We start from the raw sequence: 7,834 nt of genomic DNA, 5'->3' as shown, positions 1-7,834 counted from the left end.
GAATAGAAGCAGGCGGTGGAGGACCCGGCGGTCGTGCACTTCACCGCCTGCTTCTATTCGGGGAGCCGTCCGTGGAACGCGGACTGCCCGCACCCCTTCGCGGCGGAGTATCTCGCGCACAAGGCCGCCTCCCCCTGGCGGGAGGAGCCGCCGCGCCCGGATGGGCGCGGGCCGGTCGGCCGCCTGACGACCGCCGCCGCGCATCTGCTCCCCCGAGGGCTGATGCTGGCGGTGATGTCGTTCTTGCACGCGCGCGCCTATCCGTGGGCGCGCGGGGTGAAAAGCCGGATGCGAAGGAGGCGGCGCGGATGAAGATCCTGCTGGTCAACCGCTACCACTATCCCGTGGGCGGCACCGAAACCTACCTCTTCGCGCTCGACCGGATGCTGCGGGAGGCGGGGCATCAGGTCCGTCACTTTTCGGCGGCGGACCCGCGAAACCTGCCCTGCGGCGAGGCGGAATTCTTCGCGCGGCCGCTCGACCCCCAAAAGCGCCCGTTCGACGCGGCGCGGATGCTCTGGAACGGGGAGGCCGCCCGAAAGCTCGAAGCCCTGCTCGCGCGGGAGCGCCCGGACGTCGCGCACCTGAATCTTGTGCACCACAGCCTGACCCTGTCGATCCTCGGGCCGCTCGCACGGCGGAAGATCCCCGTCGTCTGGACGGTGCACGACCTGCTGCCTCTTTGCCCCAACCACCTGATGCTGCGGGCGGGGAAGCCCTGCGAGGACTGCCTGCGAGGGGGATACCGCGCCTGTCTCCTGCACCGGTGCGTCGGCGGCTCCGTCTCAAAAAGCCTCGCGGGGAGTTTTGAGACATGGGCCGCCCGCCGCCTGCGCCTCTACGACAAGGTCGGCTGCTTCATCGCGCCGTCCGAATGCTACCGGGCGCTTTTGGAACGCGCGGGATTTTCCCGCGCGTCCGTCCTGCACCTGCCGAATCCCCTGCCGCCCGGCACGGCGTTCGATTACACGCCGCCCGAGGGGGACTATATCCTCTACTGCGGCCGGCTCTCGGAGGAGAAGGGCCTCTTCCCGCTGCTCGAGGCGGCAAAACGGCTCGGCGCGCCGCTCGTCGTCGCGGGGGAGGGGCCCCTGAAAAGCGCGCTGGAGGCGGCCGCGCGGGGAGGCTCCCGCGTGACCTTCCGCGGCCGGGTGGAGGGGGAGGCCCTGCGGAAGCTCTACCGGGGCGCGAAGTGCGTGGCCGTCCCCTCCCTCTGGCGGGAGGCGAGCGGGTACGCGGCCTGCGAGGCGATGGCGGCGGGCCGGGTCGTGGCCGCGTCGCGCGCCGGCGGTCTGGCCGAGCACGTCGCGGACGGGGAGACGGGCTTCCTCGTCCCGCCGGGCGACGCGGACGCGCTCACAAAGGCGCTCTCCCGCGCGCTCGCCCTTCCGCCCGCGGAATATGAGCGGATGGGCCGCGCCGCCGTGAAACGTGCGCGGGAAATGTTTTCCGCCGGGGCGGTCCGCGGGCGGCTGCTCGCAATCTATCAAACGCTCTGCGAGGGGGAAACGCCGTGAACATTTTGCATATCGCGCCCTCCGTCCGCATCGGCGGGGTGGGGTCGCTGCTCGCCGGGCTGCTGCCCCGGCTCGACCGGGAGCGGTTTCGCTGCGAGGTGCTCGCGGAGGCGGATCCGGCAGGGTCGGGCGCGAACCGGCGCGCCCTCGAGGCGGCGGGGATTCCCGTCCGCCCCATCCCGCCGCGCGTGGGAGGCCTGCGGGAAAACCTGCGCGCCGTGGACGCGGCGCTCTTGGCGGGAAGCTACGACGCCGTCCACCTGCACCTCGAGGAGTGGTCCGCCCTCTACGCGCTTTTGGCGCGGCGGCGCGGGGTGCCGGCGCGCATCGTGCACGCCCACCTCGCGGGCGTCCGCCTGCCGTTCCGGTTTACCGCGCGGCGGCTTGCCCGCCCGGCGGCGTTGGCGCTTCTGCGCGGCCTGATGCGCCGCGAAGCCACCCACCGCGCCGCCTGCTCCGACGACGCGGGGCGCTGGCTCTTCGGGGACGCGCCGTTCACCATGCTTCCCAACGCGGTCGACACCGCGCGGTTCGGTTTTTCCGCCGACGCCCGGCGGCGGACGCGCGCGGCGCTGGGGCTCGGGGAGGCGTTCACTGTCGGCTGCGCCGCGCGCTTCGACCAGCAGAAGAACCTGCCCTTCCTGCTCGCGCTCTTCGCGGAGCTGCGGCGGCGCGAACCGGACGCCCTGCTGCTGCTCGCGGGCGACGGGGAGGAGGGGCCCGCCCTGCGCGCCGAGGCCGGGCGGCTGGGAATCGCGGAGACGGTGCGCTTTTTGGGCGCGCGGGAGGACGTGCCCGCGCTCCTTCAGGCGATGGACGCGTTCGCGCTGCCCACCCGGTACGAGGGCTTCGGCATCGCCCTGCTCGAGGCGCAGGCGGCGGGCCTGCCCTGCTTCGCCCCCGATGGCGCGGTGCCGCGCGAAGCGGCCGTCACCGGGCTTTTGCGGCTCCTGCCGCCCGGGCTTTCCGCCGCCGGATGGGCGGGGGAAATTCTCGCCGCGAAGGGGCTCCCGAGAAGATGCCGCGCGGAAGAGGTCGAAGCCGCGGGCTGCGGCGCCGAAACGGCGGCGCGGCGGCTGGAAGCCCTCTATGAACGCTGCCGCGCGGAGAGGGGGCGGGGCCTTTGAGACTGCTTCAAAGCCGCGCCTACCTCTTCGTGACCTTCCTGCTCCTCTATAAGCCCGTCTGCGTCTCCGACCTGCCGGCGCTGGCGGCGCTCGACCGGGCATGGGACGCGGCGCGCTACCTCGCGGTGGGGGCGGGGCTGCTCGTCTGGCTCATTTTCTACCGCAGCCTCTCCAAGTGGATGCTCGCCCTCGCCGCTTTCTGCGGCGCGCGCCTGCTGACCACCTGGTCCCGCCTCGGCAGCTTCGGTTCCACCCTGCCGATGATCGTCGTCAGCACCCTTTCGGCCGCCGCCATCACGGAAATGGCGGTCCGCACCGGCCGCCGGGCGTTCCTCGACGGCGCGTCCCTCGCGCTCGGGCTGCTCACGGCGGCGCACTTTGCGACGGTGCTCGCCTTTCCGGGCGGCATGTACGCGACGGCGGCCTACCGCGAAAACTATCTGCTCGGCTACGACAACGCCGCGCTCACCACCCTGCTGCCCGCCGTCTGCCTCGCCGCCCTGCGGGACTGCGAGCGGGGGCGGCGGCTGTCCGTCCGGACGGCGGCGGTCTGCGCCTGCGCGGCCGGGGCGGCCTGCCGGTCGTGGACGGTGACCTCCGCCGCCGTGACGCTGCTCTTCCTGCTGGCCGTGCTCCTCTCCGCCGCCGGGTGGAGGCCCCGCGTTGTAAACGCGGGGACGGCGCTCGCCGGGAACGCGCTGGTCTTCGCGGGGCTCGTCTGCTTTGGGGTGCAGGAGCGGTTTTCCCGCTTCCTCGAGCGGGCCCTCCACAAGGACGCGACCCTCTCGGGGCGCGCGTGGATTTGGGAGCGCGCGGGGGATGCCTTCGCGCGTTCCCCGCTGACCGGCGTGGGCCTGCCCGAGCCGGCGGAGGCCCGCGCCCTCATCGGCGCCACCCACGCGCACAACTTCTACCTCGACCTTGCGTTCACCGGCGGGCTTGTCTGCGTGGCGGCGTTTTTCCTGCTGCTTTTCCTCTGCGCGCGGCGGCTGTGGCGCTTCCGGAAAACGCGCGCGGGCTTCCTGCTCACGGCGGCGTTCGGCTGCCTGCTGCTCGCCTTCCAGATGGAGCCCTACCGGTTTCACAATTTCCTGCTCTTCACCCTCTGCTTCTTTGCGGGGGAATTTTCCACGGGGGAGGCGGCGCCATGAAGCCGCTCGCGGTCGCCTCCTGCTGGCAGGTCCCAAACTACGGGAGCGTCCTGCAGGCGTACGCCGCGCAGGCGGCGCTGGACAGTCTCGGCGTGCCGAACGAGACGCTCTGGTACGAACCGGAACGGAGCCTGCCCGAAAGGCTCCGCCGCCTCCGGCTCGACCCGGCCCGCGTCGGGCGCAGGCTCGCCCGCGCGGCGGATTCGGCGCGCGAAGCGCGCCTCGGCCCCGGGGCGGCCGCGGGCCGCGCGGCGCGCGCGGAGGCGCTCGGGAAATTCGCGCGGGAATATCTGCGCCTCTCCCCCCGCCTTTGCGGCAGGGCGGCGCTCGAGGGGGCCGTGCCCGGCTACGGAGCGTTCCTCTCGGGCAGCGACCAGCTCTGGCACCCCGCCAACTATCCGGACGGCTTTTATACGCTCGATTTCGTCCCGGAGGAGGTCCCGAAGCTCGCCTGGGCGGCGAGCTTCGGGGTGGGCCGCCTCTCTGTCCGCCAGCGGCGGACAGCCGCCCGGTTCCTCCGCCGGTTCGACTGGATTTCCGCGCGGGAGGAGTCGGGCCGCGCGCTGATCGGAGAGCTGTCCGGGCGGGAGGTCCCGCTCGCCGCCGACCCGGTCCTGCTCCTGCCGCCCGGGAAATGGCGCGCGCTCGAAAAACCCGCGCCGCTCCCCGCGGGCGGCTATCTGCTCTGTTATTTTCTCGGCCGAAACCCCGCCCACCGGGAGTTTGCCGCCCGTCTGCGGGAGGCGTCCGGCCTGCCCGTCGCGGCGCTTCCCCACCTCGACGGGGCCGTCTCAGCCGACCGCGGTTACGCGGATATCCCGCTTTACGGGCTTTCGCCCGGGGAGTTTCTGTCCCTTGTCGACGGCGCGGCCTGCGTGCTCACCGACTCCTACCACTGCACGGCGTTTTCCGCCCTCCTCGACACGCGCTTTTACCTGTTCGACCGCTTTTTGTCCGGCGCGCGCGGCTCCACCAACACCCGGCTGGACACGCTGCTTCCCCTGCTCGGTCTGGAGGACCGGCGGATTTCGTCCGGCGCTTTTGCCGCCGGGCCGCCCGGGCCGCTGCCGGCCGGGACCCCGGCGCGGCTGGAAGCCCTGCGGGAAAGGTCGCTGGAGCTGCTGCGCGGCGCGCTCGAAGGGGCGGGCATGTGAAAGAAGATTGACGAACGGGCGGGAATCGAATATGATGGGAACAGGACCTGTGGAAAAATAAACCGCGCGCTTCGGCGCAAACTAAGACGGAATAACGGCAAGGAGCGATGAAGATGAAAATCCGCAAGGCAGTGATTCCGGCCGCGGGGCTGGGGACGAGGGTGCTTCCGGCGACGAAGGCGATGCCCAAGGAGATGCTGGCGATCGTGGACAAGCCCGCGATCCAGTATATCGTGGAGGAGGCCGCCAAAAGCGGCATCGAGGACATCTGCATCATCCTCAGCCGGGGCAAGCACGTGGTGGAGGACCACTTCGACCGCTCCCCCGAGCTGGAGGACCACCTGCTCAAAAAGGGCAAGCGGGAGGTCTACGACGAGGTGGTGGGCATCTCCCAGCTCGCAAACATCACCTATGTGCGCCAGCAGGAGGCCAAGGGGCTGGGCAGCGCGGTGCTCTGCGCGAAGCCGTTCGTGGGGGAGGAGCCGTTCGCGGTGCTCTATGGCGACGACGTCATCATGGGGAAGGACCCCGTCTGCCGCCAGCTGATCGAGCAGTACGAGCGCCACGGGCTCGGCTGCCTCGGCATGAAGGAGGTGCCCTTCGACCAGGTGACGCGCTACTCCTCCCTCAAGGTGGACCCGCTCAGCGGGAACGTCTACCGGGTGAGCGATATGGTCGAAAAACCGCAGACCCCCGAGCAGGCGTTCTCCAACTTTTCCATCCTCGGGCGCTGCATCCTGCCGCCCGGCATCTTTCAGATCCTCGAGTCGCTGCCGGTGGGCGCGGGCGGGGAATACCAGCTCACCGACGCGATGAAGGTGCTCGCGCGGGAGGAAGGGATGATCGGCGTGGATTTCGTCGGTACCCGGTACGACATGGGCAACAAGCTGGGCATCATGCAGGCGGCGGTCGAGACGGCGGTGAACCACCCCGAGATCGGCCGGGAATTCCGGGACTACCTGCGCGAATTCGTCCGCACGCTGTAAAAGGGCAAAAAAAAGAACCGCCGGAAGGCGGTTCTTTTTCATTGGTTTTCCTTTCACGCGGCCGCATGGCCCGGACGGACCATACAGAACTGCTTGAGGGAAAAGTGCTTCTGAACGACCTCGAAGAGGCGGAAGCCGTAGTGCTCATACATTTTGACGTTCTTCTCGTTGTGGGTCTCGAGCGAAACGAGCAGGTCGTTTTCGTCGGCGTAATCCTGGATGGCGCGCATCAGTCTGGTTGCGACGCCCCTGCCGCGCATCGACGGGCGCACCGCGAAGTAGACGACGTGCATGCGGCGGTCGGAACCGATGTCGCCGGTCCACACCGAGTTGAGGTAATCCTTGCCTTTGAGGAAGTTCCAGAAGGTCCGCAGCGAATGGTCGTCGCGGATGAGGCACGCGCCCGTCTTGAGCGCGTAGTACAGCTCGATGGCGTAGTATTTGAGCGGGTTATAGGGCTCGGTTTCGTCCGAGACCACGATGATGCCGTTTAGATCGGCGCTGTCGGCGTACACCTCGCAATTTTCAAACAGTTCGTCCAGGTCGCAGCTAAAAAGTTCCGGCAGAAGTTTTTGGCGTTTGTCCTTTTGCGGGATCAGTTGCAGGTAAAGAGGATCCTTCGCGAAGCACTCGGTCAAAAGCTGGTTCAGCTTCGGCGCGTCCTCTTTTTCCACGCGGTATAATCGGTCGGTTTTCAAGATTCACTCACCTTTAAATTTTGTTGATTGGTACAAATAGGCACAACATATTTTGGTGAGTATGGCTAGGTCATAGTTCCACCCCTAAGCGTTTTGTTTGCCGGATGGAACTGCGTCCCTGGATGTTCTGATTATAGCACTTTGTACAAGGAACCCGCAAACGGATTGTGGCGCGCGGGAGCGTCCTAAGCCGCGCCGGGGCGCGGCCTCGGCCCCCGGGAAGGGTGCGGTCTCTGTTTTTCACGCGATTTCTCGCGGTTTCTCCGGCGCGCGCGTCGGGACCGGCGTGGGTTGGGCCGGTGAGGTTCCGTCCGTTTGGCGGCGGAATTTCGCCTCGCCCGCCGCCCGTCAGTCGAGCTGGTAGACGCTGCGCGCGTTCTGGCAGGTGATGTCGAGCAGCTCCTGTGCGGAGATCCCCTTGATCGCGGCGAGCCGCTCGGCGGTGTGGGGAATGAGCGACGAGTCGCACCGCCTGCCGCGGAAGGGCTCGGGGGTCATGTAGGGGCAGTCGGTCTCGACGAGCAGCCGGTCGAGCGGCACGGCGGCGGCCGCCTCGGCGGGCTTTTTCGCGTTTTTGAAGGTGACCGCCCCGCCGAACGCGAGATACATGCCGAGCTTCAAAATCTCCCCCGCCATCTCCGCGCTGCCCGAGAAGCAGTGCAGGATCCCCTTGGGGCGGTATTTCCTCAGTAGCGCGAGGGTGTCGGCGTGCGCCTCCCGGTCGTGGATGATGACCGGCAAACCGAGGTCGTTGGCCAGCCCGAGCTGCGCCTCGAAGACCTGCTGCTGCACGTCGCGCGGAGAGAAATCGTAGTGGTAGTCGAGCCCGATCTCCCCGACCGCGACGACCTTGGGGTCGCGCGCGTAACCGGCGATGGCGTCGAGGTCGCCCGGCGCGAAGGAGCCCGCCTCGTGCGGGTGCACCCCCGCCGCGCAGTAGAAATAATCATACGCGTGGGCGAGCGCGAGCCCGGAGGCGGAGGTTTTCATGTCGCTCGCGGCGTTGACCACCGCGACGACTCCTTTGGCGGGCAGCGCATCGAGCAGCGCTTCGCGGTCCCCGTCGAACCGCTCGTCGTCGTAGTGGGCGTGGGTATCGAAGATATTCTGGTACATGGCGCACCTCACAGAAAAAATATACTACTACGAAATACTTGACTAATAAAAAATATCGTAGTATAGTGAAAGCGAAGGGGGGATT

The 7,834-nt window shown here is 68.4% G+C and carries 8 protein-coding genes; 6 read left to right on the top strand and 2 right to left on the bottom strand.

All coding sequences use genetic code 11. From position 1 onward, the window contains the following. Window positions 1-15 precede the first annotated feature (15 nt). From RCI06_RS09935 to galU, 6 genes are all read left to right on the top strand, one after another. Window positions 16-312, top strand: coding sequence for a hypothetical protein (locus RCI06_RS09935; protein WP_306575901.1), 297 nt, complete (start codon window positions 16-18; stop codon window positions 310-312). After that, on the top strand, window positions 309-1,517 hold the full coding sequence (locus RCI06_RS09930) for a glycosyltransferase (protein WP_306575898.1): 1,209 nt from the start codon (window positions 309-311) through the stop codon (window positions 1,515-1,517). Before RCI06_RS09935 ends, RCI06_RS09930 begins: the two co-directional genes overlap by 4 nt. After that, window positions 1,514-2,644, top strand: coding sequence for a glycosyltransferase (locus tag RCI06_RS09925; protein ID WP_306575895.1), 1,131 nt, complete (start codon window positions 1,514-1,516; stop codon window positions 2,642-2,644). Before RCI06_RS09930 ends, RCI06_RS09925 begins: the two co-directional genes overlap by 4 nt. Further along, entirely contained in the window at window positions 2,641-3,795 is a 1,155-nt protein-coding gene (locus tag RCI06_RS09920; protein ID WP_101549123.1) for an O-antigen ligase, read from the top strand. Before RCI06_RS09925 ends, RCI06_RS09920 begins: the two co-directional genes overlap by 4 nt. Further along, window positions 3,792-4,949, top strand: coding sequence for a polysaccharide pyruvyl transferase family protein (locus RCI06_RS09915; RefSeq protein WP_306575892.1), 1,158 nt, complete (start codon window positions 3,792-3,794; stop codon window positions 4,947-4,949). Before RCI06_RS09920 ends, RCI06_RS09915 begins: the two co-directional genes overlap by 4 nt. Window positions 4,950-5,062: 113 nt before the next feature. After that, complete coding sequence (gene galU, locus RCI06_RS09910; RefSeq protein ID WP_172439150.1) at window positions 5,063-5,935, top strand: UTP--glucose-1-phosphate uridylyltransferase GalU; 873 nt, start codon at window positions 5,063-5,065, stop codon at window positions 5,933-5,935. A 53-nt stretch (window positions 5,936-5,988) separates the two neighbouring features. On the opposite strand, the gene RCI06_RS09905 is transcribed toward galU, so the two are convergent. After that, a complete protein-coding gene (locus RCI06_RS09905; protein ID WP_101549130.1) occupies window positions 5,989-6,633 on the bottom strand; it encodes an N-acetyltransferase in 645 nt (214 codons plus the stop codon). A gap of 348 nt (window positions 6,634-6,981) precedes the next feature. Beyond that, window positions 6,982-7,749: a TatD family hydrolase gene (locus tag RCI06_RS09900; RefSeq protein WP_306575889.1), complete on the bottom strand. Its 768-nt coding sequence runs from the start codon at window positions 7,747-7,749 to the stop codon at window positions 6,982-6,984. Between the last annotated feature and the right edge of the window lie 85 nt (window positions 7,750-7,834).

This window comes from Anaerotruncus massiliensis (ex Togo et al. 2026), from assembly GCF_030825285.1.
GTDB classification, from domain to species: Bacteria; Bacillota; Clostridia; order Oscillospirales; family Ruminococcaceae; genus Anaerotruncus; species Anaerotruncus massiliensis.
The sequence above is the reverse complement of the archived record's forward strand: the minus strand, read 5'-3'. Positions and strand labels throughout refer to the sequence as shown.